We start from the raw sequence: 22770 nt of genomic DNA on the forward strand, positions 1-22770 counted from the left end.
CCGACAGTAGCCGACCGCAGGAGCCGGCGGTGCGTACGGTCGCGCCTCACCCCATGGCCCGATGCGCAGCGGCATCATGACGGCTCATACTCTGTACATATCCGGGCAAGGCCACACATGACGTCCGTAAAGCGACCCCTTCCCTTCGCTCAACTCCCCCTGACGCTCCGCCTCCTGGCCGTCTGGCTCCCCACGCGTGCGCTGCTCCTGCTGTGGGTGTTCAAGGTGTTCACGGCGCCGGGCCCGGATGTCACGGGCGATGTCGAGGTGATCTACCAGAGCTGGTTCGAGATTCTGCGTACGGGGACGTTCCCGCTGGACGACGTCACATGGCAGTACCCGCCGGCCGCCGCGCTCGCCGTCCTCTCCCCCGCACTGCTGCCGTTCCTCGCGTACACCTCGGCGTTCTTCGTGCTCGCGTTCCTCACGGACGCCGTCGTGCTCGGGCTGCTGCGGTACGCGGCCGGGCGGCCGGGCAAGTCGGCGGCGGGGGCCTGGGTGTGGGTGGCCGGGGTGCCGCTCCTCGGACCGACCGCGTACGCCCGCTACGACCTGTTCGTGACCGCGGTCGCCGTCACCGCCCTGCTCGCGGGCGCCCGGCACGCCCGCGTCCAGGGAGCGCTGGTGGCGTTCGGCGCGCTCCTGAAGGTGTGGCCCGCGCTGCTGCTCGTCGGCACGCCCCGCGGCCGCGCCACGCGCCGCGCCTGGACCACGGCGCTCGCGACGGCGCTCGCGCTGACCGTGGCGTTCACGGTGACGATGCCCGGGGCGCTGGCCTTCCTGACGTTCCAGCGCGAGCGCGGCACGGAGGTCGAGTCGCTCGGCGCGCTGCCCTTCCATGTCGCCCGCCACTTCGGCTGGCCGGGCCGGATGCAGCTCAACTACGGCTCGGTGGAGTTCCTCGGCCCGTACGTCCCGCTGGTCAGCACCCTCGCCCAGGCCCTGTCGGTGCTCGCGCTCGGCTGGCTCGTGGTGTGGCGGCTGCGCGCGCGGGTCTGTGCCCCGTCGACGCCCGCGGACGCGGCGTTCACCGCGGTGCTCCTGTTCACGGCCACGAGCCGGGTGATCAGCCCGCAGTATCTGCTGTGGCTGGTCGGTCTGGCCGCGGTCTGCCTGGTGTTCCGTACGAGCCGGATGCGGCGGCCCGCCCTGCTCGCCCTCGCGGCGACGGCCGTGACGTTCATGGAGTTCCCCGTCTGGTTCTCGCACATCGCGGCCAGCGATCCCTGGGGCATCACCCTGCTCGCCGTACGCAACGGCCTGCTTGCGGCGGCCACACTGTCGGCGGCCCGCCGCCTGTGGCGGCAGACGGTCACCGAACCCCGCGCGCGGACCGCCGCGCTGCCGGCTCAGGCGGCGCGCGCGAGGACCGGCGCGGGCGTCTGACCCACCCGCCGCACGAGCAGCGCCAGCGCGGCGCACTGCACGGCGGCCGCCAGGCCCATCGCCAGCGCCACGCCCGCCAGGCCGAGGCCCGACAGGGCGTACGCGAGCGGGAGTTGGACCAGCGCGCCCAGTGCGGTGATCCGCAGCAGCCGGGCGCTGTGACCGGCGCCTTCGAGGACGCCGCCGAGCGCGATGAAGCAGGCGAGCAGGACGAGATACGGGCCGAGGCAGCGCAGGAACAGCGCCCCCTGCCGGGCCGCCTCGGCCTCCGCCCCGAACACGGCGAGCACGCCGGGCGCCCCCGCGCACAGCAGCGCGGCGAAGAGCGCACCGAGGGACCCGGCGACGAGGACCGTCTGCCGCCCGACGGCGCCCCGCTCGCCCCGGCCCGTACCGAGCAGGTGGGCGGTGTGGATCGCGGCGGCCTGCCGTACGGCATAGAACGCCATCGTGGCGACGTACATCGCCTTCGTGGCGATCCCGTACGCGGCGACGGAGGCCACCCCGAACCGCCCGACGACTCCGACCAGGGCGAGCGTCGCCGCCATCCGCAGCAGGAAGTCCGCACCCATCGGCAGACCGGTCCGCAGCGTGCGCAGGGCGGCGCGGAGCACGGCGGGGCGCGGGCCGCCGGCCCGGTGCCGGCGCAGGACCCGCAGGCCGAAGCCGAGGGCCACCGCGCGGCCGAGCACCGTGGCGAGGGCGGCGCCGCGGATCCCGTACGCGTGGATGAGCAGCGGGTCGAGGACGAGGATCAGCCCGTTCGCCAGGAGCGCGAGCCGCATCGGGGTGCGGGTGTCGCCGCCGCCCTTGAGCACGGCGTCGAGCTGGAGCTGCGCGAAGAGCAGGGCGGAGCCGGGCAGCGAGATCGCGAAGTACGTTGCCGCGAGCGCGACTTGGGGTCCGGGCGCGCCGCCGAGCACCAGCGCGGCGATCGGCTCGCGCAGCAGGAACCCGCAGAGCGCGACCGCCGGGGCGATCACCGCGCACACCGCCCAGCCGCCCGCGACCGCCCGCCGCCGCGCGGCCGTGTCCTGCGCGCCACGGGCGTGCGCCACCAGGACCGTGGTGCCGGATGCGCCGATCAGGGCGAGGCCGAGCAGCAGGTTCTCCACGTTGGTCGCCACGGCCACGGCGGCGACGGCCGCGCCGCCGAGCCGCGCGACCCAGATCATCGTGACGATCCCGGCGGCGACGGAGGCGAGCAGTTCGCAGTAGACCGGATACGCGAGGGTGATCAGCCGCTTCCTGTGCTTCCGGCCGCTCGGCCTCCTGTGCTCCTGACCGCTCCCCTGCCCCATCGCGCCCCCTGCCCCATCACGCCCCGTCTCGCATACCTCGAATCGAGGCACCTCGATGAGAGATATCATACGGTCACGACGACCGACAACCAGCGGGGAGCGCACGGTGCTTGAGCTGACGATCCTGGGCTTCCTCGACGAACAGCCCCTGCACGGCTATGAGTTGAAGGCCCGCATCCAGGGCCTGAGCGGCCATGTCCGCCCGGTCAGCGACGGCGCGCTCTACCCCGCGCTCAGCCGTCTGGTGAAGGCCGGCAAGCTCGATCAGCGCACCGAGCCGGGCGCAGGCGCGGTACCGCGTCGCATCCTCGCGCTCACCCCCGCGGGCCGGGCGGCGCTGCACGAGCGGCTGCGCGCGCCGAAGGACACGGACATCACGGACGGCCAGCGCTTCTTCACCCTGCTCGCCTTCCTCGGCCGGCTCCCGGACCGCGCGGACCAGATCGCGGTCCTGCGCCGGCGGCAGGAGTTCCTGCTGGCCCCGGCGAGTTTCTTCTACGAGGGCGGGGAGCCGGTCAGGGCGGAGGACGAGCCGGACCCCTTCCGCCGGGGCATGCTGCGGATCGCCCGGGCGACGGGCACGGCGGAGAAGAAGTGGCTCGCCGAGGCCATCGCGGAGCTGGAGTCCACCTGACCGGCCGGCCCCGAGGCCGCAGACCGTTGACCGCTGACCGCTGACCGCTGACCGCTAGGTCAGCTCGGCCCGTACGTACGCGATCCACTCCCGCGTGAACGCATCGAGATCCGTGCGGAGCACGTCGCCGAGCGCGTCCTCGACCGCGCCCTCGCGCCCGTCGTGCTCGCCGACCGCCCGGTAGAACGCCAGGAGTTTCCGGTCGCCCCAGCGCTCGGCGACCATCTTGCAGGCCAGCCAGCCGCTCTCGTACGCCTGGGCCAGACGCGAGGCGTCGCTCGAGAACGCGAACGCGTCGTCGGCGGGCAGCTTCACGGGCGGCTCGGAGCGGTCGAGGGCACGGTCCAGTTCGGGCGCCGCCTGCTGGGCCGTCCGTCCGGAACCGCGGTAGCCGAGCCAGTCCGCGAGGCCCTCCGAGAGCCACAGCGGGGTGGCCGCGGTGGTGGCGGAACGCGTGGCGACATGGGTGGTCTCGTGGGTGAGGACGACCTGCTTGCCGAAGTCGCCGAGTTCGTCGAACGCCTCGGGGTTGAGGATGATCCGGTCCGCGGGCGTCCGTCCGGTGCCGCCCGCCTCGCCGGTGGTCACGGCCGCGATGCCCTGGTAGCCGGAGGCCGGCGCGCCGAGCAGCCCTCCCATGGCGTCGAGCGACTCCGGTACGAGGATCACCACGCGCCCCGACCAGCCCTTGCCCCAGACCTCCTGGACGGCGGGCACGGCACGGTCGGCGAGTTCGGCGTACGAGCGCAGCTTGGCCGGGTCGCGCCCGACCCCGAGTACGAGGCTGCGCTCGCCCCGTACGGCCTCGACCTCGCCCTGCTCCCAGAGCTGCTGCGCGGTCTTGTCCTTGGGCCGGTCGGAGGCGACCCGCCAGGCGCCGTCCTCGCGACGGAGCTTCAGGGTGCGGTCCGCGGTGACCGGGGCGCCGTCGTAGCCGGAGATCCGGTAGCGCAGCCGCGCGGTCGCGGTGGCCTCGTCGCCCGCGGGTACGAGGCGGGTCAGCTCGTACGTCCAGGAGCTGAGCGGTACGTCGGCCAGGGCGTCGAGTTCGCCGGCGTCCCCGTCGGCCTCGGTGGCCCGGAACGCGGCGGCGTCCCGGGCCAGCACCGCCTCGGCCCGCCGGTCGAGCAGCGCCTTCACGTCGCGGCTGTCGGCGGGCGCACCGGGCGGTCCGCCGCACCCGGCCAGCACGGCGGTCACGACGACCCCCGCACCCCACGCCCTCGTACGCCCTCGACCAGCCACGTTCACGATCGTACGGCCCGGATCACCGGAGCCCGACCGCACGATCGCGCCTCGCGAAGGGCGCCCGGGACACGGTCAGACCCGCGTGACCGAGGAGACCGGCATCATCCCGACCGGGTCGTACCGGACCGGGGCGCCGGGGTACGGCGCGTGCACCACCTGGCCGTTGCCCATGTACATCCCGATGTGGCTGGCGTCGTCGCGGTACGCCACCAGGTCGCCGGGCTGGGCCTCCGCGAGCGAGACCTGGCGCCCCGCGTACCGCTGCGCCTGCGAGGTCCGCGGCAGACCGACGCCCGCCTGCGAGTACGCCCACTGGGTCAGACCGGAGCAGTCGAAGCCGTTCGGTCCGTTGGCGCCCCACACGTACGGCCGTCCGACCGCCTGCCGGGCCGCGGCGATCGCGGCGGCGGCACGGCTTGACGCGGGTGCGCCGGTGAGCGGAGGCAGGCCGTCCCGGCCCGAGCGCGACGCGCGGTCGTAGGCGGCCCGCTCGGCGCCCGGAAGGGAGTTGAGCAGCCGGCGCGCCTCGGCCAGCTTCTTCGTGACGATCCGCTTCTGCTTCGCCACGGTCGTACGGGCCTCTTCCAGCTGCGTCAGCTTGCGCCGCGCCTCGTCCCGCTCCTGCGCGAGGGCGCGCTGGGCCTCCTGGAGGCCGGCCAGTTCACCGGCCTGCCGTGAGCTGATCCGGTCGAGCGTGGCCGCCTTCTCCAGATAGCCGGCCGGGCTCTCGGAGAGCATCAGGCCGAGCGTCGGGTCGATGCCCCCGGAGCGGTACTGGGCCCCGGCGAGCGTACCGAGCTTCCCCCGCATGGTGTTGATGCGCTCCTGCCCGCTCGCGAGACGGTCCTTGGCGCGGTCGACCTGCTTACGCAGCTTCCCGGCCTTCTCGTCCGCCTTGTTGTACGCCTCCGTGGCCCGCTCCGCCTGCGCGTAGAGCTTGTCGACCTTGGCCCGGGTGCCCGCGGGCTCCGCCGGGTCGGCGCCGGCCGGTGCGGCGGTGAGGGCCGCGGCGGCGGTGGCCGCGGCCGCGGAGAGGACGGTGACGCGAGCGCCCCGGCCGAGCCCGCCGAAGCGGTCGGACGGAGCGGAACGGCGATGCGACGCCACGGGGTACGGCTCTCCTTCCTGCTGCCGCTGCCGCCCGCCCCGCGTCGCGGGCCGGGCTGCCGGAGATCAGCGGCAGTGCGGACGTCCGGCGCCGGGCGAGGTGTCCGGGCCTCCGGTCGGCCGTCCGCGGCGCGGACGGCTCCCGGCGGGTTCCCGCTTCAACGGCCCCTGCCGGAACCGCGGTTCCGGGCCTGCGGGACCTCCACAGGCATCACGTCCCGCCCGTCCGGCGGTAGGTCCGCCCCGGCTCCGTACGACAGGGCCCGGGACGAACGACGCGGAAGCTATCACCGACGACGGCCGCCGCGGCGCCGCGCGCAACACGACGCCCCGCCATCGACGCAGGTCGTCGGCGGGGCGTGGGGTCAGCACACTATGCGGGAATTCGCCCGTTCGGAGGGCACGTCAGCGCCCTCGGGGCATGACGGACTCCGCTGCGGAGCCCGCGGATCCGAAGGACCGGACCGGGAGCGTCAGATCCGGACGCCGAACATGAACGGCATGTTGTTGATCGACTCGTAGCGGACGACCGCACCCGGCTTCGGGGCGTGCAGGATCTGGCCGTTGCCCGCGTAGAAGCCGACGTGGTGCAGGTCGCCGTAGAAGATGACAAGGTCGCCGACCTTGAGGTCGGCCTTCGAGATCCGGGTGCCGTAGTTCGCCTGCGCCTGCGAGGTCCGGGGTATGGAGGCACCGGCCTGGGCGTAGGCCCACGAGGTGAGGCCCGAGCAGTCGAAGGAGCCGGGGCCGGAGGCGCCGTAGACGTACGGCGTGCCGATCTTGCCCTGGGCGGCCTGGAAGGCGGCCATCGCGACGTTCGAGCCCTTGGGCGCGCTGCCCAGGTCGACGCGGTCGCCGGAGGCGCGGCTGGCGCGCGCGTCCTCGGCGGCGAGCGCGGCGCGCTCCTTCTCGGTCAGGGTGTTGAGGAGCTTCTGCGCCTCGCCGAGCTTGCCCTGGACTTCCTTCTTCTTCTTGCCGAGTTCCTCGCGCGTCTCGTCGAGGTCCTTCAGCTTCTGCGTGGCTTCCTTGCGCTTCTGCGCCAGGCTGCGCTGCTTGTCCTGGATCTGGTCCAGCGCGTCGGCCTGCTTGGAGGTCAGCTGGTCGAGCGTGGAGGCCTTGTCCAGGTACGTGTCGGGGTCCGACGACAGGAACAGCTGGACGGTGGGGTCGATGCCACCGCTGCGGTACTGGGCGCTGGCCATCGAACCGAGGCTCGCGCGCAGGTCGTTGAGCTCGTCCTGGCCGCGGGCGACCTGGTCCTGGATCTCGTCGATGTCGTCCTGGAGCTTGCCCTGCTGCTCCTTGGCGCCGTTGTACTTCTCGGTGGCCTTCTCGGCCTCCTCGTACAACTTGTCGACCTTCGCCTTGACTTCCTTCTTCGTGGGCTTCTCGTCGGCCTGCGCGGCCTGGGAGGTGAGCGCCACGGCGGCGGCTGCGGTCGCGGTGAGCACGGTCACACGGGTGCGGCTCGGCTGCTTGGGTCGACGGTGGGACGCCACGAAGGCGGGCTCCTTCTCCTCAAGCCGCCTACCGTACGAGCCGGTGGGCGGTGAACCCGCCGCCACCCCTTATGGGTGATCAACCGTGCGAAGGTTCGAGCGTGACCTTAGTGACCTTCCTGTGATCAGTTCAAATCCGGATGAGCAAAAAATCTGCCGCCGAGGGTTTTCTTTACCGAGAACCCACGTGCAGTGATGAGGGATTGACGCTACGTCGTGTGAAGGTCACGCCAAATCGGGCATACGTCACAGGAGTTGACGAGAGCACCGATAGTCCGGCGTTCCATGCGGAAGGGCACTACTCAGCGCGACAGCCGCTTGAGGAGCATCACGGAAGGAACGGGCCGCGCCCCGGCCTTCGCCACGCCGTCCGCGACCTCGCGGTCCGTCGAGACGACCGTCACGGGCCGGCCGGGCGGCTCGGCGCGCACGAGCTGGCGGATCAATTCATCCGCCGTCACGCCGGCCTTGGAGAACAGCACCCGCACCCCGCGCGGCGGCGCGAGCAGCACGGGCGCGGCCAGCTCCGCCCCGTCGAAGACACAGGTGACCTCGGCGCCGGTCTGGGCGGCGAGCGCGGACAGACCGCCGAGCAGCCGCAGCCGCTGCTTCTCCAGGGGCATGGTCGGATAGCCGGTCTTCGTCACGTTGTAGCCGTCGACCACGAGATGCGCCTGGGGCAGCGCGAGCAGCTGATCGAGGATCGCCGGGTCGGCCTCGGACAGGGCGCGGGCCGCGATGTCCTTGGGTGACATCCGGCCGGGCTCGACCGCGTCCACCGTCTCGGCGGGCCGCAGGTCGACGGGCGGCAGCGCGAGTTCGCGGCGCAGGCCCTGCGCGGACTCAAGGACGGTGTCGAGCAGCAGCCGCACCCGCATGTCCTCGATGGAACGGCCCTCGCGCACGGCCTTGCGGCTCGCCTCCAGAGCCGCCTCGGCCTCGGAGAGCCGGGACTTGAGCCGCCGCGACTCGCTCTCGGCGGCGGACTGCGCGGCATGGGACTCGGCGCGCTGCGCCTCGTGCTCGCCTTGCGCCTTGCGCAGCGCGGCCTCGCCCCGCTTCACATCACTGAGCGCGCTGCGCAGCTTGCGCTGCAGCGACTCGGCCTCCTTGCGGGCCGTGTCGACCTCGCAGCGCAGCCGCTCGTTCTCGGCCTTCGTGTGCTCCTGCGCGGCGGCCAGTTCGGCCTTGAGGCGCTCCAGTTCGGCCTTGGTCTCCTCGCCGGCCCGCTCGGACTCGGCGCGCTGCGCCTCCTCGCCGGCGGCGGTGACCAGCTTGACCCAGCCCGCGGGACGCAGCACATACGCGGCGGCCGCCACGTCGAGCGGGTCGGCGGCGGGCGGCGGCGAGCCGGATTCGAGGGCGCCGGCCAGCTCGGGCTGCGCCTCCTTGAACCGCTCGCCGATGCGCTGACGGAACAGCGCGTCGGACTCCAGGGCGGAAGCCATCGCGTTGCCCGCGAACTTCAGCCGCCGCGACGGTGTGAACCGCGCGTACTGGCGCAGCTGCGCGGGCAGTTCGGCCATCGTCAGGGAGCCGAAGCCCTCCGAGGTGAGCGCGACGACGCGGCGCCGCACCCCTTCGGGCAGCGGGCGGTCGAGCACCTCAGCGGCGCCGTCGTCCGGCTCCCCGCCCTGGTTCTCCACCATCCGTCACCCCAAAGTCCGAGGGTGCGGTACTCCTCAGGAGCCCGCGCCCGGCCTGTCGACCAGCTCGACCTGGTCCTGCGCGTTGCACCAGCGGCAGCGCACCGACTCGATGGTCTCACTGACCACCTCACGCTCCTCCACCTTCGGCTCACCGGCCAGGTCGAGATGCACGTATTCCACTACCTTCGAGGAACGCGTCACGTCGAAACGGGTCAGATTGCCGCAGAGCGTGCAGCGCCAGCGGGTCTCGGCGGTCGGCAGGGGAACCGTCATGGTGGCAGGGCGCCTTTCAGGTGGCATTACTCGGCCGTAGAGCCTGTTTCCTGACCCCCGTCGTTCGTCCGGAGGACGGCGCAGCGGCGTTCGGTGCGTGCTCTCGGCGTGCGGCGTTCCAGGTCCTGTGGCGGAGCCACCGGTCCTGGGGCGCCGTGCGCCGAGAGTGCGTGCCGGGCGTCGGGGCGCAGGCGGGGGTCAGGAAACAGGCTCTACAACCCTACGGCCTGCCAGGCGGCCGCGCGGACGCCCCCGGAGCGGCGAGGCGGTCTATGCGGATTGGTCCGGTTCCGTCAGTATCTGCACATGATCAACAGGAGCGGGGAGATCGCCCGGACCATGCGCACCTCGGCCACCCGGGTCCTCGCGGGCCACGGCCCCGTGGTCACGTACGGCCTCATCGTCCTGTGCTGCGCGGTCTTCGTCCTCTCGCCCGCCTCGGGCCTCAACCCCGCGTACGGGACCGGTGACACGCTGCTCGCCGCGCAGCGCGCGTTCTTCGCGCGCTGGGGCGTGATCCCGGCCGAACTGCTCAGCGGCGCGCCGCGCGCGGCGATCACCCCCGTGACGGCCCTGTTCGTGCACGGCAGCTGGCTTCATCTGCTCGGCAACATGCTCTTCCTGTACGTGTTCGGGGGCATGGTCGAGGAGCGGCTCGGGCATCTGCAGTTCGCCGTGTTCTACGTGGGCTGCGGCGCCCTGGCGCTGTTCGTGTACGCGCTGGCGAACGCGGGCTCCGAGCAGACCCTCGTGGGGGCCTCCGGGGCGATCTCCGCGGTGCTCGGCGCGTTCCTGAAGCTGTTCCCGAAGGCGCGGGTCACCAGCCTGCTGCCGTTCCTGTTCTTCCTGCCCCTGCGCTTCCCGGCCTGGGTCGTACTGCCGTTCTGGGTGGCACTGCAGTGGCTCGCCTCGCGGCGCGAGGAGAGCGGTCCCGGGGTCGCGTATCTGGCGCATCTCGCCGGGTTCGCGCTGGGCTTCCTGTACGCGTGGGGCCGCTACGCACGCGAGGACCGCCCGGGATCGCGTACGACTAAGGTGAAGGGGCCCGCCGGGCACAGGGCGCCGGCCACCGAGGGAGACAGCCAGCCGTGATCACCGCGATCGTGCTCATCAAGACCAGCGTGGACCGGATCCCGGAGATCGCCGAGTCCATCGCCGCCCTCGACAGCGTCTCCGAGGTCTTCTCGGTGACGGGGACGTACGACCTCATCGCGATGGTGCGGGTGGCCCAGCACGAGAACCTCGCGGATGTCATCCCCGGCCGGATCAGCAAGATCCCGGGCGTCGAGGCGACCGACACGCACGTGGCGTTCCGTACGTACTCGCAGCACGACCTGGAGGCCGCGTTCGCCATCGGCCTCGACAACTGACGTCCACGCGGCCGCCGGCCCGTCGGGCGGCAACTGCCCGGCCGCGGATGAGGACTTCTTCATCTGCGGCTCATCCGGCGCGCGGGGTCGCGCGCGCACGCTGAGGGCATGGCTTTCTCCCAGCGCATCGCGACCCTGGCCGCCGTCGTGGCGATCCCTCTGGGGATCGCGGCGACCTCCTACGCACTGACCGACAGTTCCGAGACGCCCAAGGTCCCGCCCAAGGTCGAGCTCGACCACAGCGGTTCGCCCACCCCGGAGACGACTCCGACCACGGGCCCGAGCCCGTCCGCGACGGACGGCACACCGAGCGGTGAACCGAGCGACGAAGCCGTCTCCCGCCCGCCGGTGGACGACGACGATGACGATGACGACCGGGGTACGGGGGACGATGCCCGCGAAGGCGACGACGGCTGACGCCGCGACGGAGCCCGCACCCCGCCGGGTCTCCGCCCGGGTCCGCATCCTGTTGTGGCTGCTCCTGGTGATGGCGGTGGCGCTGGCCTCCGTCGCGGCCACGACCCGCTCGATCCTGCTGCGGGACGTGGACCAGCGGGTGGCGAAGCTGCTCAGCCAGGAGGCGAACGAGTTCTCGAACTTCGTGTCCCAGGGCATCGACCCGAACACCGGGAAGCGCTTCACCGACACCACCCGGCTCCTCGAAGTGTTCCTGGAGCGCCAGTACGCCGACCCGGACGAGGAGTTGATCGGCCTGATCGCCCGTGACGGCGGTCAGGGCCCGGCCAAACGGTGGCAGCCGCGCACGATCGACGTGACGCTGCCGCTGCACGAGGACCCCGCCGCGCGCCGGCAGATCTTCGACTCCTCCGAGACCTCCGGCACCCTGCACCGCCCCACGGGCGAGATCCGCTGGGCCAAGGTCGAGGTCGGCCTCAAGGGCTCGGTGACCGACGGGGCGTTCGTGGTGGCCTTCCACCCGGGCGCCGAGCAGGAGAAGGCCGACATGGTCTTCCGGGTGCTGCTTGCGATATCCGGGGTCGCGCTCCTGATGACCACCGGCATCGGCTGGGTGGTCGCGGGCCGCATCCTCAAGCCCGTACGCCTGGTGCGCACGGCGGCCGCGCAGCTCACCGAGCAGGATCTGACCCGGCGGATCCCCGTGCAGGGCAAGGACGACGTGGCCGCGCTCGCCGAGACGTTCAACGGGATGCTGGACCGGCTCGAACGGGCCTTCGCGGCCCAGCGCCAGTTCGTGGACGACGCGGGCCACGAACTGCGCACGCCCATCACCATCGTGCGCGGCCATCTGGAAGTGATGGGGGACGATCCCGCGGAGCGCGAGGAGACGATGCGGATCGTCACCGACGAGCTCGACCGGATGAGCCGGATCGTCGAGGACCTGCTGCTGCTCGCCAAGGCCGAGCGGCCCGACTTCATCACGCCGGGACCCGTGCAGCTCGCCGAACTCACCGCCGACGTCTACGTGAAGGCACGCACCCTCGGCGACCGCGACTGGGTGCTCGCCGAAGTCGCCGACTGCGAGGCCGAGCTGGACGAGCAGCGGGTCACCCAGGCGATGGTGCAGCTCGCGCAGAACGCCGTGCAGCACACCGTCCCGGGGCAGACGATCCGGATCGGCTCGCGCACCAAGGGCCCGCGCGTCGAGCTGTACGTGGCCGACTCGGGGCGTGGAGTCCACCCCGGGGACACCGAGCTGATCTTCGAGCGGTTCCGGCGCGGCACGGCACGGACCCGGGGCAGCGGGGCCGGACTCGGTCTGTCCATCGTCAAGGCGATAGCCGAGGGCCACCGCGGCCGGGTGCTGCTGCGCAGGACCGACGGGGGCGGCGCCACGTTCGTGCTCGCGCTCGCTCTGAACGACCCGTACGGAAAAGGAAGTTCCCCATGAACCGCATCCTCATCGTCGAGGACGAGGAACGCATCGCCTCCTTCGTGGAGAAGGGCCTGCGCGCCAACGGCTTCACGCCGACGGTCGTGCCGGACGGCGAGACCGGCTACGACTACGCGGTCACCGGCGGCTACGACCTGGTGGTCCTCGACATCGGGCTGCCCGGCAAGGACGGTTTCACGGTCCTGCGCCAGCTGCGCGAGGCCCGCGTCACCGTCCCCGTCATCGTGCTCACCGCCCGCGACTCGGTGCGGGACACGGTGGCGGGCCTGGAGGGCGGCGCGGACGACTGGATGACGAAGCCCTTCCGCTTCGAGGAGCTGCTCGCGCGGATACGGCTGCGCCTGCGCACCGCGGCCCGCGCGCCCGAGGTGACCGTACTCAAGAGCGGTGAGCTGACACTGGATCTGCGGACCCGCAGGGCCCGCGCCGACGGCCGTACGGTCGATCTGACCGCCCGCGAGTTCGTGCTGCTCGAACTGTTCCTGCGCCACCCCGGCCAGGTGCTCTCGCGCGAGCAGATCCTCTCCCACGTCTGGGGTTACGACTTCGACCCCGGGTCCAACATCGTGGACGTGTACGTACGGGCCCTGCGCAAGAAGCTCGGGGCGGCGCACGTCGAGACGGTGCGCGGGATGGGGTACCGGCTGCCGGGGGCCTGACCTCCTGCGGGGCGAGCCCTCTTCGGTGAACTTTCCTTCATCCAGGACTCATTGAGCACTCACCGCCGCTCGCAACGCTGTACTGCGTGACCCTGAACGTACGGCAAACAGCCACCTTGATCGTGGCGCTCAGCATCTGCGCGCTGCTGCTCGTGCCGGGCAACCTCCCGTCCCTGACCGGAGAGGCCCGGCTGACCCTCGCGGTGTTCGCCCTGGCGACCTGTGCGTGGATCGGCACGCCGATCGACGACACATACATCGCGCTCGGCGCCGGCCTCGCGCTCACGGCGACCGGGGTGATCAGCAGCGAGACGCTGTTCGGGACGCTCGGCGACGAGACGGTCTGGCTGCTGATCTGCGCGTTCGTCCTCGCGGCCGCCGTGGCCCGCACGGGCCTGGCGGGGCGGGCGGCGGCGTTCCTGGTCAGCGGGGCACGCAGCGTACGGCAGTTGACGCATCTGACGACCGCGGCGCTGGTCGTCACGGCCTTCGCCGTCCCGGCCACCTCCGGCCGCGCGGCCCTCGCGCTGCCCGTCTTCCTGGCGCTCGCGAAGGTGCTCGCCGACCGGCGGCGGCTCGTCGTGATGCTGGCGCTGCTCTTCCCGACCGTGATCCTGCTGTCGGCGGTCGCGACGCTGATCGGCGCCGGCGCGCATCTCATCACGGTGAACGTCCTGTTCGAGGCGACGGGCGAGCAGATCGGCTTCACCCAGTGGCTGCTCCTCGGCCTGCCGCTCGCGGTCGCGTCCTCGCATCTGGCCGCCGAGGCCGTCCTGTGGACGATGACACGGCGCGAGGACCGCGAGGCGCCGGTGCGGATCACGGCCGAGCAGCTCCAGGAGCACAGCGAACGCCCGGTCACGGGTCCGCTGACCACGGAGGAGACCCGTTGCGCGCTGCTGCTCGGCACGGTGGTGCTGCTGTGGTGCAGCGAGCCGCTGCACCAAGTGCCGCCCGCGGTGGTCGCGTTGATCGGCGCGGTGGTCGCGTCCTCGCCGGCCCTCGGCACCGTACGCCTCAAGGACGCTCTCAAGACCGTGCCGTGGTCGCTGCTGCTCTTCATGGCGGCCACGATGGCGATGGGTGTCGCGCTCGCCGACTCGGGCGCGGCGAAGTGGCTGGTCGACGGGTTGCCCGCGGGTCTCTCGCCGGTCGCGTTCCTCGCCTTCGTCATCGTCGTCAGCACAGCCGCGCACCTCGTCCTGCAGTCCCGCTCGGCCCGCTCCTCGGTCCTGGTGCCGCTGGTCGTGATCGCCGCGGTGGGCGCGGGCGTCAACCCGGTGGCGGCCGCGCTCGCCTCGACGGCGGCCGCGGGTTTCTGCCACACGCTCCCGGCCTCCGCGAAGCCGGTCACGCTCTTCGCCGACATCCCCGGCACCCCGACCTACACCCCGCGCGACCTCCTGCGTCTCTCGGCCGCGCTGGCCCCCCTGACCGCCCTGTTGGTCCTCGCGTTCGCGCTGGCGGTCTGGCCTCTGCTCGGCGTCCCGGTACTCGCCCCGTGACCCGAGGACCCGTATGAACCGCCAACTCACCTACTGCCCCTTGGAGTTCCCATGCTGACCCGTATCGCCATCGCCCCCAGCGGCTTCAAGGAGTCCCTCTCCGCGCACGCCGCCGCCGAGGCCATCGCCGCGGGGGTACGGCGCGTCGTGCCCGCGGCCGCCATCGATCTGATCCCGCTGGTGGACGGCGGCGAGGGCACCGCCGCCGCGCTCGCCGCCGCGTCCCCGGGCGGACGGCTCGTGCACACCACGGCCACCGGCCCGGTCGGCCACCCCGTCGACACCCACTACGCGTTGCTGGGGCCTGTGCCGGACGTCGCGGGTCAGACGCCACTTCCGACACAGGCCCCGGGCCCGGACACGGCCGTGGTCGAGATGGCCGCCGTCGCGGGTCTCTCGCTGGTGCCGCCGACGCTGCGCGACCCGGGTGCCACCACCACGTACGGCGTCGGGCAGCTGATCCGCGCCGCGCTCGACGACGGTGTGCGCCGGATCCTCGTCGGCTGCGGCGACTCCGGTACGTCGGACGGGGGCGCCGGTGCGCTGCAGGCGCTCGGGGCGCGGCTGCTCGACGCGGACGGGCGTGAACTCCCGTACGGCGGCAGCGCCTTGCGCGCACTCCACCGCATCGACACGAGCGGCCTCGACCCGCGCCTGAAGGACACCGAACTCAAGGTCGCCTGCAACCCGTTCAACATCCTGTGCGGCGAACGCGGGGTCGCGCGGGTCTTCGGCCCGCAGAAGGGCGCCACACCGCGGCAGGTGGAGGAGCTGTCCGAGGCGATGGACCGCTGGGCGAGCGCCCTGGAGCGGGATCTGCCGTGCGACCTTGACCTGCGGGAGGGCCCGGGTACCGGCGCGTCGGGCGGCCTGGGCGCCGGCCTCGCGGCGCTCGGCGCCCGCCTCCTGCCCCGCTTCGAGGTCCTCCTCGACCATCTGGACCTGGACGCCCGTCTGGCCCGCGCCGACCTGGTCGTCACGGCCGAGGGCGCGCTCGACCACCAGAGCCCGCGCGGCAAGGTCCCCGCGGAGGTCGCCCGCCGCGCCAAGCTCGCCGACCGCCCGGTCCTGGTCCTCGCGGGCACGATCGGCGAGGGCGCCCACCACATCCACGCCTCGGGCGTCGACGCCTACTCGTCCATCCTCCCGGCCCCGGTCTCCCTGCCCGAAGCCCTGGGCAGGGGCGCGGAGTTCCTCACGGACGCGACCGAGCGGGCGCTGCGGATGGTGGTGCTGGGGGCGCAGTTGAGGGCGGCGGCGTGAGGGGAGTCAGGCGAGCCGGTGCACCCACCGCTCACTCCGGCAGATCGACCGCCGCGAGCCGCAGCACCAGGCGTTCGGACAGCGCACCGTGGTCGAGCACCGCGTCCCGCAGATTCGGACCGTCCACGAACTCCGTGGCCATCCACGGCCGTTCGCACTCGGTGTCGGCGTCGAGGACCCGCGCGGTGTGCGTCCCGGTACCGCCCACGGACTGCGCGGCCCGCACCTCGTGCCGGAAGCGCGCACGGAATGTGCGGTCCGCCGCGTGCTCGGCCCGCACCACCTTCACGGCCAGCTCGTGCCCCGCGCGCGACCGGGCGTAGAACACCTCGCCCATGCCCCCGCCGCCGAGCCGCCCGATCACCTCGTACGGCCCGATCCGGCGCGGATCCGACTCCAGCAGCTCGTCCACCGTGCTCCCCCGTCCGATGCCCACCGCCGTGAGCAAGATGGTACGGCGGTTGCCGGTGGGAGATCAGGGGCAGCGCTTACGCGGCGCCGGACGTGTCCGGAACACAACGCCCGTCCTGCGTGCGGTAGTTCCAGCGCGCCCCGTCCCGCACAAGCCCGGCGACGGCCCGCACGAATCGCTCCACATGCTCGTCGGGCGTCCCGGCGCCGAAGCTCACCCGGATCGCGTTGAGCGACTTCTCGCCGGGCGCCGCCTCCGGCGCACCGCACTCGCCCTGCTCCTGCGGGTCGCTGCCGAGCAGCGTGCGGACCAGCGGGTGGGCGCAGAACAGACCGTCGCGCACCCCGATGCCGTACTCGGCGGAAAGCGCCGCGGCGAAGTGCGAGCTGTTCCAGCCCTCGACGACGAAGGAGATCACACCGACGCGCGGGGCGTCGTCACCGAACAGCGAGAGCACCTTGACCTGCGGAACCTCGGCGAGCCCGGTGCGCACACGGGCGATCAGCTCCTGCTCGCGCGCGACGAGCGTGTCGAAGCCCGCCTCGGTGAGCGCCTTGCACGCGGACGCGATCGAGTAGGCACCGATCACGTTCGGCGAACCCGCCTCGTGCCGCGCCGCCGTGGTGTGCCACTCGACGTCCACACCGCCGTCGGTGCGCCGCGCGACCGACTTGGACGCGCCGCCGCCCGCGAGGTACGGCTCGGCGTCCTGCAGCCAGTCGGCCCGTCCGGCGAGCACCCCTGAGCCGAAGGGCGCGTACAGCTTGTGGCCGGAGAACGCCACCCAGTCGACGTCCAGCTCCTGTACGGAGACGGGGTGATGGGGCGCGAGCTGGGCGGCGTCGAGCACGATGCGCGCACCGTGCGCGTGAGCGGCCGCCGCCAGCTCGCGCACCGGCCAGAGCTCACCGGTGACATTGGACGCTCCGGTGACGCACACGAGCGCGGGGCCGTAGGGGTCGCGGTCGGCGAGGGCGCGCTCCAGGGTCTGGACGGCCTCACCCGGCGTACGGGGCGCGTTGAGGTAGGTGACGCGGGCATCGCGCCAGGGCAGCAGCGACGCGTGGTGCTCGGTCTCGAAGACGAACACCTGGCAGTCGGCGGGCAGCGTCTGGGCCAGCAGGTTCAGCGAGTCGGTGGTCGACCGGGTGAAGACCACCTGGTCGTCGTCACGGCAGTCGAGGAACTCCTCGACGGTGCGCCGCGCGTTCTCGAACAGGTCGGTGGAGAGCTGCGAGAGGTAGCCGGCGCCCCGGTGCACGGACCCGTAGTACGGGGCGTACGCGGCCACGTCGTCCCAGACCCGCTGCAGGGCGGGCGCGCTGGCGGCGTAGTCGAGCGCGGCGTAGGTGACTTCGCCGCCGGTGACCAGGGGGACGCGGACATCGCGGCCGAGGACGGGGAGCGGCCCGGAACAGGCCGGGTCGGCGTCGGCCGAGGCTTCGAGGGCGGTGGCGGCGGTGTTCAGGTACGCGGACATGGCGAACTCCCGTATGAGGCAGGCGAATTCACTGCGCGGCGGCTCCGGAACAATGCACGGAGGGCGCAAGTGATGAAGGAAAAGAGGTGCGCGGAAGTGGGGCGGATTCGCCCTATCGCATTCGCTTGCTCACGAGACTGCTCCCTCGAAAACCAGGACCCCTGGTCGTTCGCGAGGGGTCCGCGCTTGCCGCCGGACGTTGTCGTCTGCGGCCTGGTCTTCACCCGGGGCACCCCGCCACGGACGGAGGGTTGCCGGACAGCGGGCCGGGGCCGTAGTCGCTGTCACTCATGACCTGTGCAGCATCTTGCCAGATGACCGTGAACGCGCAAGGCGCAGTCCGCGATACGGACTGCGCCTTGCGTCACACCTGTGCCGTTTCCGGCACTTCCACGCCTCTCAGGCGTTGCTGGCCGCGACCCACCGCTCCAGGGTCCGCTGCGCGGCACCCGAGTCGATGGCCTCGGCGGCCCGGTCCATCCCGGCCCGCAGCTGCCCGGCGAGCGAGGCGCCGGTCGGCTCCGAGGCGACCAGGGCGGCCGCCGAGTTCAGCAGCACCGCGTCGCGTACGGGCCCGGTCTCGCCGGCGAGGACCCGCCGCGCGACCTCCGCGTTGAACGAGGCGTCGGCCCCGCGCAGCGCCTCGACCGGGACGAGCTCCAGACCGACCTCGCGCGGATCGAAGCTCTCCTCGCGCACGACGCCGTCGCGCACGATCCACACCCGCGAGGTCGAGGTGGTGGTGAGCTCGTCCAGCCCGTCGTCGCCGCGGAACACCAGCGAGGAGTTCCCGCGCTCGGCGAACACCCCGGCCACGATCGGCGCCATCCGCGGATCGGCCACGCCGACCGCCTGCGCCTTCACGCGTGCCGGGTTGGTGAGCGGCCCGAGCACGTTGAAGATCGTCCGGATCCCCAACTGGCCGCGCGCGGCACCGGCGTGACGCAGCGCCGGGTGGAACTTCACGGCGAAGCAGAAGGTGATCCCGGCTTCCTCGGCCACCTCGGCAACGCGCTGCGGGGTCAGCTCCAGGTTGACGCCGAGCTTCTCCAGGACGTCGGACGAGCCCGAGGCCGACGAGGCGGCCCGGTTGCCGTGCTTGACGACCTTGGCCCCCGTGCCGGCCACGACGATCGACGACATGGTCGAGATGTTGACGGTCTTGGCGCCGTCACCGCCGGTCCCGACGATGTCCACGGTCGGCCCGGACACCTCGATGGTGTTGGCGTGCTCGTACATGGCCCGTACGAGACCGGTGATCTCGTCGACCGTCTCGCCCTTGGCGCGCAGCGCGACCACGAACCCGGCGATCTGCGCGTCGGTGGCCTCGCCGCGCATGATCCGGTCCATCGCCCAGAAGGTGTCGTCCGCGCTCTGGTCGCGCCCGTCGAGCAGTCCGTTCAGTACGCCGGGCCAGGAACGGACCGCCGTGGTGTCGCCTCCAGCGGGGGTCACAGCGCTCATGGTCGCTCCTGGTGTCGTCAAGAAAAAGGACGGGCCCAGCCTAGCCAAGCCCCGGGACGGCAAAGAGCCCCGTCCAGCGAATGGACGGGGCTCTCGCCGTGGCGAACTATGTGTTCAGGCGATCAGTGGTGGCCGTGGCCGCTGGTGATCTCCTGGTATTCCTCGGCCGTGGCCTTCGGAATCTGGTTGTCCTCGCCGTACATGCCCTGCGAGAGCTTGGCCTTGAGCTTCTGCGTGCCCTTGACCTTGCGCTCGACACCGTTCTCGTCGACCGTCGGGCCGAGCTCGAGCGGCGCGTACTGCTCGTGCGCGGTCAGCGTGTGCAGGGCCTCCTGGTTCAGGGGCTCGTGCACCTCGATGAACTCACCGTGCGGCAGACGCTTGATGATGCCGGACTCGCGTCCGTGCAGCACCTTGTCCTTGTCGCGGCGCTGGAGGCCGAGGCAGATCCGCTTGGTGACGATGAACGCGATGACCGGTCCGACGAAGAACGCGATGCGGACGAACCAGGTGATCGAGTTGATCGACAGGTGGAAGTGGGTCGCCCAGAGGTCGTTTCCACCACCGATCAGCAGGATCATGTACCAGGTCAGCCAGGCCACACCGAAGGCCGTACGGGTCGGGGCGTTGCGCGGGCGGTCCAGGATGTGGTGCTCGCGCTTGTCGCCGGTGACCCAGGACTCGATGAACGGCCAGACCGCGATCGTGACGAGCACGAGCGGGAAGATGATCAGCGGGATGAACACACCCAGGACCAGCGTGTGGCCCCAGATGTTGATCTCCCAGCCCGGCATGACTCGGATCAGGCCTTCGGAGAAGCCCATGTACCAGTCGGGCTGCGCACCGGTGGACACCTGGTCCGGACGGTACGGGCCGATGGCCCAGATCGGGTTGATCGTGGCGATCGCCGAGACCACCGCGATCACACCGAAGACCAGGAAGAAGAAGCCTCCGGCCTTCGCCATGTACACGGGAAGCAGCGGCATGCCGACCACGTTCTTGTTGGTCTTGCCGGCACCCGCGAACTGCGTGTGCTTGTGGTAGAAGACCAGGATCAGGTGCGCCACCACGAGGCCGAGCATGATGCCCGGCAGCAGCAGGATGTGCACCGAGTAGAACCGGGCCACGAAGTCGCCGCCGGGGAACTCTCCGCCGAACAGGAACATCGACAGATACGTGCCCACGACCGGCACCGACAGCACGGCGCCCTGCATGAAGCGGACACCGGTTCCTGAAAGCAGGTCGTCCGGCAGCGAGTAACCGGTGAAACCGGTGAACATGCCGAGGACCAGCAGCAGGAAGCCGAAGAGCCAGTTGACCTCACGCGGCTTGCGGAACGCGCCCGTGAAGAACACACGCATCATGTGCACGAGCATCGCCGCGACGAAGATCAGCGCCGCCCAGTGGTGGATCTGCCGGATCAGCAGACCACCGCGCACATCGAAGGAGATGTGCATGGTCGAGTTGAACGCCTCGGACATCAGCTGTCCCTGCAGCGGGACGTAACTGCCGTGGTACTCCACCTCGTTCATCGACGGGTGGAAGAACAGCGTCAGGTACACACCCGTGAGGATGATGATGAGGAAGCTGTACAGGCAGATCTCGCCGAGCATGAAGGACCAGTGGTCCGGAAAGATCTTCCGCATGTTGGCCTTGGCCAGGGAGTAGATCCCGAGGCGGCCGTCGGCCCAGTCGGCAACCCGCTCGCCGGCGGGTGCTTTGCGCTTATCCGTAGAAGAAGCAGGTGTGGTGCTCATCCGCGCTCCCAGAAGGCAGGACCGACAGGCTCCTCGAAGTCGCCGAGCGCCTCGAGGTAACCCTCCTCGTTCACGCCGATGCGCAGCTGCGGCAGGGCGTGGCCGGCGGGACCGAAGATCACTCGGGCGCCGTCGGTGAGGTCGAAAGTGGACTGGTGGCACGGGCACAGCACGTGGTGCGTCTGCTGCTCGTACAGGGAGATCGGGCAGCCCACGTGGGTGCAGATCTTCGAGTACGCCACGATGCCGTCGTGCGACCACTCGAGTTCCTGCTTGTCCTTGATGTCGTCCGGCGCGATGCGGACGATCATCAGGGCGGCCTTGGCGATCTGCGTCTGGAAGTCGTGGTCGTGCTCCTCCAGGCCCTCGGGCTTGGCGAAGGTCAGCGACCCGACCGGGACGTCCGAGGGACGCAGCGGCTCGTTCGTGTTCTGGTTCACGAGCAGCTTGCCCTTGGCCCACAGCGTGTGCCGGAGCTTGTCCTCGGGCAGCGGACCGAGGTCGCGCAGGAGGACGACGCCGGACAGCGGCACCAGGGTCAGCGCACCGAACATGGTGTTGCGGATGAGCTTGCGCCGGCCCAGGGCCGACTCCTTGGCGCCCTGCTTGAAGTCGGCGAGCACCTTCGCCTTGACCTCGGGCGAGGCCTCGATGGCGTGCCGCTCGTCGGCGATCTCCTCGTCGGACATCAGGGTGCGGGCCCAGTGGACCGCGCCCGCGCCGATGCAGAACAGCGCGATGCCGAGGGTCATGCCCAGGGCGAAGTTCAGCGCGCTGATGTGCCCCAGCGGCCAGACATAGATGCTCTTGTCGACCGGGAACGCCACATACGAGGCGATGAAGCCGATCGTGGCGAGCATCGAGAGCGTGAACAGGAAGGCGACCGTGCGCTCGGAGCGCTTGGCGGCCCGCTCGTCGATGTCCTGGATGCGGTGCTCGTGGGGCGGCAGACCCGGGTCGGCGAACGGGTGCTCCCCGTGCTTCTCCAGGGTGGTGCCGTCGGCCTGCGCTACGGGCAGGTTCTCTTCTGGAATGTCTTGGCTGCTCATGACTTCTTGGCCTTTGCGGTCCGCGCGGCGACCCACACAGCGACGGCGATCAGGGTGCCGAGACCGAAGATCCAGGCGAACAGACCCTCGCTGACCGGACCGAGGCCGCCCAGCTTGAGACCGCCGGGGCTCTCCGTCTTCTCACCGTTGACCGCGTCAAGGTACGCGATGATGTCCCTCTTCTGCTTCTCCGGCATCGTCGTGTCGGGGAAGGACGGCATGTTCTGCGGGCCGGTCTGCATGGCCTCGTAGATGTGCTTGGGGCTGACGCCCTCGAGGCTCGGTGCGAACTTGCCCTTGGTGAGGGCGCCGCCCTCACCGGTGAAGTTGTGGCACTGCGCGCAGTTGGTACGGAACAGCTCGCCACCCTTGGCGATGTCCGCACCCTCGATGCTGTACTGCTTGTCGGTCGGCGTGACCGGACCGGCGCCGAGGGACGCGATGTACGCGGCCAGCTGGTCGATCTGGGCCTGCGAGTAGATGTTCTTCTTCTTCGGCACCTGGGCGCCGGGCTGCTGGGCCGGCATACGGCCCGTGGCCACCTGGAAGTCCACCGCGGCGGAGCCGACGCCCACGAGCGACGGGCCGTCAGAGCTGCCCTGACCGCCGGTGCCGTGGCAGCTGGCGCAGCCGACCGAGTAGAGCTTCTTGCCCTCCTCGATGGCGAGGGACTGGGCGGTTTCTTCGGCCTGCGCCTTGTCCGCCGGGGCGAACGCGGCGTACAGCCCCCCGGTGGCCGCCAGCGCGAGGATTAGGACGACGACCGCCGCCAGCGGATGGCGTCGTCGTGCGGAGAGCTTTTTCACGGATTACCCCGGTGTCAGGATCTTCTGCGTCGATG

Annotated in this window: 21 protein-coding genes and 1 riboswitch; of the genes, 9 read left to right on the plus strand and 12 right to left on the minus strand. The window is 71.5% G+C overall.

All coding sequences use genetic code 11. The annotated features are described in order from the left end of the window. Positions 1-117: 117 nt before the first annotated feature. Positions 118-1386, plus strand: a complete 1269-nt coding sequence (locus ACIBI4_RS17505; protein ID WP_399204770.1) for a glycosyltransferase 87 family protein — start codon at positions 118-120, stop codon at positions 1384-1386. Here ACIBI4_RS17505 and ACIBI4_RS17510 read toward each other — a convergent pair. Further along, the gene (locus ACIBI4_RS17510) at positions 1350-2687 is read right to left on the minus strand and encodes an MATE family efflux transporter (RefSeq protein ID WP_399204771.1); all 1338 of its coding nucleotides are present in this window, start codon (positions 2685-2687) and stop codon (positions 1350-1352) included. The genes ACIBI4_RS17505 and ACIBI4_RS17510 overlap by 37 nt on opposite strands. A gap of 106 nt (positions 2688-2793) precedes the next feature. Between ACIBI4_RS17510 and ACIBI4_RS17515 the strand changes: the two genes are divergently transcribed. Continuing rightward, positions 2794-3321, plus strand: coding sequence for a PadR family transcriptional regulator (locus ACIBI4_RS17515; RefSeq protein WP_399204772.1), 528 nt, complete (start codon positions 2794-2796; stop codon positions 3319-3321). A gap of 54 nt (positions 3322-3375) precedes the next feature. Here ACIBI4_RS17515 and ACIBI4_RS17520 read toward each other — a convergent pair whose 3' ends face one another. The 5 genes from ACIBI4_RS17520 to ACIBI4_RS17540 form a co-directional block, all read right to left on the minus strand. Beyond that, positions 3376-4566 carry a nuclear transport factor 2 family protein gene (locus ACIBI4_RS17520; RefSeq protein WP_399204773.1) on the minus strand — a complete coding sequence of 397 codons (1191 nt, stop codon included), beginning with the start codon at positions 4564-4566 and terminating at the stop codon, positions 3376-3378. A 75-nt stretch (positions 4567-4641) separates the two neighbouring features. Continuing rightward, positions 4642-5676 carry an NlpC/P60 family protein gene (locus tag ACIBI4_RS17525; RefSeq protein WP_399204774.1) on the minus strand — a complete coding sequence of 345 codons (1035 nt, stop codon included), beginning with the start codon at positions 5674-5676 and terminating at the stop codon, positions 4642-4644. 473 nt (positions 5677-6149) lie between these two features. Next, positions 6150-7175, minus strand: a complete 1026-nt coding sequence (locus ACIBI4_RS17530; RefSeq protein ID WP_399204775.1) for an NlpC/P60 family protein — start codon at positions 7173-7175, stop codon at positions 6150-6152. A gap of 302 nt (positions 7176-7477) precedes the next feature. Beyond that, a complete protein-coding gene (locus ACIBI4_RS17535) occupies positions 7478-8824 on the minus strand; it encodes an NYN domain-containing protein (RefSeq protein ID WP_399204776.1) in 1347 nt (448 codons plus the stop codon). 33 nt (positions 8825-8857) lie between these two features. Continuing rightward, positions 8858-9097, minus strand: coding sequence for a hypothetical protein (locus ACIBI4_RS17540; protein WP_093609527.1), 240 nt, complete (start codon positions 9095-9097; stop codon positions 8858-8860). Between the two features lie 339 nt (positions 9098-9436). Between ACIBI4_RS17540 and ACIBI4_RS17545 the strand changes: the two genes are divergently transcribed. From ACIBI4_RS17545 to ACIBI4_RS17575, 7 genes are all read left to right on the plus strand, one after another. After that, a complete protein-coding gene (locus tag ACIBI4_RS17545) occupies positions 9437-10189 on the plus strand; it encodes a rhomboid family intramembrane serine protease (protein ID WP_399204831.1) in 753 nt (250 codons plus the stop codon). Continuing rightward, positions 10186-10467, plus strand: a complete 282-nt coding sequence (locus ACIBI4_RS17550) for an Lrp/AsnC family transcriptional regulator (RefSeq protein WP_399204777.1) — start codon at positions 10186-10188, stop codon at positions 10465-10467. Before ACIBI4_RS17545 ends, ACIBI4_RS17550 begins: the two co-directional genes overlap by 4 nt. A 108-nt stretch (positions 10468-10575) precedes the next feature. Beyond that, positions 10576-10884: a small hydrophilic protein gene (locus tag ACIBI4_RS17555; protein WP_399204778.1), complete on the plus strand. Its 309-nt coding sequence runs from the start codon at positions 10576-10578 to the stop codon at positions 10882-10884. Then, positions 10835-12337, plus strand: coding sequence for an ATP-binding protein (locus tag ACIBI4_RS17560; RefSeq protein ID WP_399204832.1), 1503 nt, complete (start codon positions 10835-10837; stop codon positions 12335-12337). The genes ACIBI4_RS17555 and ACIBI4_RS17560 overlap by 50 nt, the downstream gene beginning before the upstream one ends. Continuing rightward, positions 12334-12999: a response regulator transcription factor gene (locus ACIBI4_RS17565; protein WP_399204779.1), complete on the plus strand. Its 666-nt coding sequence runs from the start codon at positions 12334-12336 to the stop codon at positions 12997-12999. Before ACIBI4_RS17560 ends, ACIBI4_RS17565 begins: the two co-directional genes overlap by 4 nt. A gap of 86 nt (positions 13000-13085) precedes the next feature. Beyond that, entirely contained in the window at positions 13086-14504 is a 1419-nt protein-coding gene (locus tag ACIBI4_RS17570; protein ID WP_399204780.1) for an SLC13 family permease, read from the plus strand. A gap of 51 nt (positions 14505-14555) precedes the next feature. Next, complete coding sequence (locus ACIBI4_RS17575) at positions 14556-15767, plus strand: glycerate kinase (protein WP_399204781.1); 1212 nt, start codon at positions 14556-14558, stop codon at positions 15765-15767. Positions 15768-15798: 31 nt separating this feature from the next. On the opposite strand, the gene ACIBI4_RS17580 is transcribed toward ACIBI4_RS17575, so the two are convergent. The 6 genes from ACIBI4_RS17580 to ACIBI4_RS17605 all read right to left on the minus strand — a co-directional run bounded on the left by ACIBI4_RS17580 (position 15799) and on the right by ACIBI4_RS17605 (position 22735). Then, entirely contained in the window at positions 15799-16179 is a 381-nt protein-coding gene (locus ACIBI4_RS17580; RefSeq protein WP_399204782.1) for a hypothetical protein, read from the minus strand. 76 nt (positions 16180-16255) lie between these two features. Then, the gene (locus ACIBI4_RS17585; protein WP_399204783.1) at positions 16256-17659 is read right to left on the minus strand and encodes an aminotransferase class V-fold PLP-dependent enzyme; all 1404 of its coding nucleotides are present in this window, start codon (positions 17657-17659) and stop codon (positions 16256-16258) included. Between the two features lie 177 nt (positions 17660-17836). Then, positions 17837-17955: riboswitch (SAM riboswitch) on the minus strand. Between the two features lie 103 nt (positions 17956-18058). Next, a complete protein-coding gene (trpD, locus tag ACIBI4_RS17590) occupies positions 18059-19123 on the minus strand; it encodes an anthranilate phosphoribosyltransferase (protein WP_399204784.1) in 1065 nt (354 codons plus the stop codon). Positions 19124-19245: 122 nt separating this feature from the next. Further along, a complete protein-coding gene (locus tag ACIBI4_RS17595; RefSeq protein WP_399204785.1) occupies positions 19246-20880 on the minus strand; it encodes a cytochrome bc complex cytochrome b subunit in 1635 nt (544 codons plus the stop codon). Continuing rightward, entirely contained in the window at positions 20877-21929 is a 1053-nt protein-coding gene (locus ACIBI4_RS17600) for a Rieske 2Fe-2S domain-containing protein (protein WP_399204786.1), read from the minus strand. The genes ACIBI4_RS17595 and ACIBI4_RS17600 overlap by 4 nt, the downstream gene beginning before the upstream one ends. Next, entirely contained in the window at positions 21926-22735 is an 810-nt protein-coding gene (locus tag ACIBI4_RS17605) for a c-type cytochrome (protein ID WP_399204787.1), read from the minus strand. Before ACIBI4_RS17605 ends, ACIBI4_RS17600 begins: the two co-directional genes overlap by 4 nt. Between the last annotated feature and the right edge of the window lie 35 nt (positions 22736-22770).

Source organism: Streptomyces sp. NPDC050418, from assembly GCF_044458745.1.
Lineage (GTDB): Bacteria > Actinomycetota > Actinomycetes > Streptomycetales > Streptomycetaceae > Streptomyces.

Coding starts and splice junctions, on each gene's coding strand:
- ACIBI4_RS17510 (WP_399204771.1), bottom strand. CDS start 2,687: ATGGGGCAGGGGAGCGGTCAGGAGCACAGGAGGCCGAGCGGCCGGAAG.
- ACIBI4_RS17575 (WP_399204781.1), top strand. CDS start 14,556: ATGCTGACCCGTATCGCCATCGCCCCCAGCGGCTTCAAGGAGTCCCTC.
- trpD (WP_399204784.1), bottom strand. CDS start 19,123: ATGAGCGCTGTGACCCCCGCTGGAGGCGACACCACGGCGGTCCGTTCC.
- ACIBI4_RS17600 (WP_399204786.1), bottom strand. CDS start 21,929: ATGAGCAGCCAAGACATTCCAGAAGAGAACCTGCCCGTAGCGCAGGCC.
- ACIBI4_RS17585 (WP_399204783.1), bottom strand. CDS start 17,659: ATGTCCGCGTACCTGAACACCGCCGCCACCGCCCTCGAAGCCTCGGCC.
- ACIBI4_RS17545 (WP_399204831.1), top strand. CDS start 9,437: ATGCGCACCTCGGCCACCCGGGTCCTCGCGGGCCACGGCCCCGTGGTC.
- ACIBI4_RS17595 (WP_399204785.1), bottom strand. CDS start 20,880: ATGAGCACCACACCTGCTTCTTCTACGGATAAGCGCAAAGCACCCGCC.
- ACIBI4_RS17535 (WP_399204776.1), bottom strand. CDS start 8,824: ATGGTGGAGAACCAGGGCGGGGAGCCGGACGACGGCGCCGCTGAGGTG.
- ACIBI4_RS17565 (WP_399204779.1), top strand. CDS start 12,334: ATGAACCGCATCCTCATCGTCGAGGACGAGGAACGCATCGCCTCCTTC.
- ACIBI4_RS17555 (WP_399204778.1), top strand. CDS start 10,576: ATGGCTTTCTCCCAGCGCATCGCGACCCTGGCCGCCGTCGTGGCGATC.
- ACIBI4_RS17540 (WP_093609527.1), bottom strand. CDS start 9,097: ATGACGGTTCCCCTGCCGACCGCCGAGACCCGCTGGCGCTGCACGCTC.
- ACIBI4_RS17505 (WP_399204770.1), top strand. CDS start 118: ATGACGTCCGTAAAGCGACCCCTTCCCTTCGCTCAACTCCCCCTGACG.
- ACIBI4_RS17560 (WP_399204832.1), top strand. CDS start 10,835: ATGACGACCGGGGTACGGGGGACGATGCCCGCGAAGGCGACGACGGCT.